Source organism: Streptomyces sp. NPDC055140 (assembly GCF_053607285.1).
Genome location: NZ_JBSGTG010000161.1, coordinates 1 through 1,942 on the forward strand (window position 1 = coordinate 1; position 1,942 = coordinate 1,942).

The 1,942-nt window shown below is 69.0% G+C and carries 2 protein-coding genes and 1 pseudogene; all 3 read right to left on the reverse strand.

The features are described 5' to 3' along the window. Positions 1–1,122: APC family permease (locus tag ACWFR4_RS48605; RefSeq protein WP_453658377.1), on the reverse strand; the 1,122-nt coding region annotated here is incomplete at its 3' end. A gap of 200 nt (positions 1,123–1,322) precedes the next feature. Then, positions 1,323–1,631 carry an NADPH-dependent FMN reductase gene (locus ACWFR4_RS48610; protein ID WP_453658379.1) on the reverse strand — a complete coding sequence of 103 codons (309 nt, stop codon included), beginning with the start codon at positions 1,629–1,631 and terminating at the stop codon, positions 1,323–1,325. 23 nt (positions 1,632–1,654) lie between these two features. After that, positions 1,655–1,861, reverse strand: a pseudogene (locus ACWFR4_RS48615) (NADPH-dependent FMN reductase); the annotation flags it as partial. Positions 1,862–1,942: the final 81 nt, after the last annotated feature.

The window sequence follows — 1,942 nt, forward strand, 5'->3', positions numbered from 1 at the left end:
GAAGTCGACGGCGGAGAGCACGACGACGACGGTGGTGCTCGCCAGCAGCGCACCCACCGGCGTGTTGAACCGTCTGCTGTCCCGGGCCATCCAGCGCGGCAGGTACGCGTCCGCGGCGAGCGCCCGCGGGACCCGGGTGCTCGTCAGCAGGATCGCCATGAACAGCCCCACCAGGGAGAGCGCCGATCCCAGGGAGATCAGCACCTTCAGCCAGATTCCGCCCAGGGCGTCGCCGACCACGATGAAGTCGCCCTGGGCCCAGTCGGCGGGCGAGCCTCGGTGCAGCCCGCTGCCGATGGCGGCGATGGTGGGCAGCAGGTAGGCGGTGATGATCAGCGGAACCGAGATGACCAGGGCCCGGGTGTAGGTCCGGTGCGCGTCGGCGACCTCGCCCAGCACGGTGCTCGGGCCGTCGAAGCCGAGGTACAGCCACACGATCACGCTGAGCGCGCCGGCCACCGACGAGTGGGCGCTCTGCCCCGGCACCATGAAGGGCGAGAGCACGTTGATCCCGTTGCCGACCGCATGCCAGATACCCAGGACCGTCAGCACCGCGAACGGTGCGAGGATCAGAAGCATCATCCCGACCGAGTACTCGCTCACCGCCTTGGAGCCGCGGTAGTTCAGGTACGCCATCGGGACGATGAGGGCGACGGTGACGATCCAGTGCAGGTCCACGACGAAACCGCCGTGGAACAGGTCCACGATCACCAGCCCCTTCCCGCGGGCGATGTCCGGGACCCAGGTGGCCAGGTAGTCGACCAGCAGGATCGGGTACAGGGCGAGGTTCAGCACCGACCCGATCGAATTCCAGGCCCCGAACACGAATGCCGCACCTCTGCCGAGCGCGATCTTCGTCCAGTAGTAGTAGCCGCCGTCGACCGGCATCGCGGCACTCAACTCCGCTGCCACCAGCGCGTTCGGCACGCCGAAGACCACCGGCACCAGGACGATCATCAGCAGGGTCATGCCCGGACCGGCGCTGGAGAGTGAGGCTTCGAGCCCGAAGGGGCCTCCGGACACTGTGAAGAAGAAGATTCCGACCAGGGGCAGCACGCCGAGCGTGCGTCTGCCCGCCCCGGGCGCCGACCGTGTGATTTCCGGCGGGATCAGTTCGGTCATCCTGGGCTCCACTCTCCGTTCGCGTCTGGTCGGCACAACGTACGGGGGCGTCACCGGGGCCGTCCTGGTCGTGCGCGCCAAAGCCACGGCCCGTCAGTTGTCGCTGCCACCAACGCCGGGCTGACCCAACCGGAACACGACGAAGCTCCGGGCGACGAGGTCACTCGGAGCTTTTGACATGACTGAGGTTTGGGGCCGGGTCAGGCCGCGCGCAGCGGCCTGAGCGCTGCGGAGTAGCGGACGAGTTCGTTCAGCGACCAGGACACGAAGGCGGCGGCCTTCGCCGCCCAGTCGGACTGCTCGGCGAGCCCGCCGTCGGCATCGAGCACGCGCTCGGCGTGGGCGAACGGGAGATTCCTGGGCAGCGGGAGCATCCCGAGCTTGCACAGGGACAGCCGGAGCTCGTTGCCCGCGATGTTCCCCCCGTGGCTGGTGTCGGAATACGACAGGATGGAGGCGGGCCGGCCGAGGGCCTCGGTGGAGAGGAAGTCCAGGGCGTTCTTGAGCACGGCGGGCACCCGGCCGGCACGCTGTAGTTGTACTCGGGCGTCAGGAACAGTAAGCCGTCGCAGGCGGCCACGTCCGCGAGCCACCGGGCCATGCCCGCGTCGGGGGTGCGGTCGCGGTTGTTGAGCGGTGCCATCGCCTCGTCGAAGAACGGCATCGTGTACTCAGCCGGGTCGAGCAGCCCAACGCGGCTCCGGACGTCTGCTTGGCCGCGTCCATGACGAACCGGCACGCCCGCTCGCCGAACCGGCCCGGTCGCGTGCTGCTGAGGACCACGCCGATGCGCACCTCGTCGTCGTGGTTGTCGTCGCTG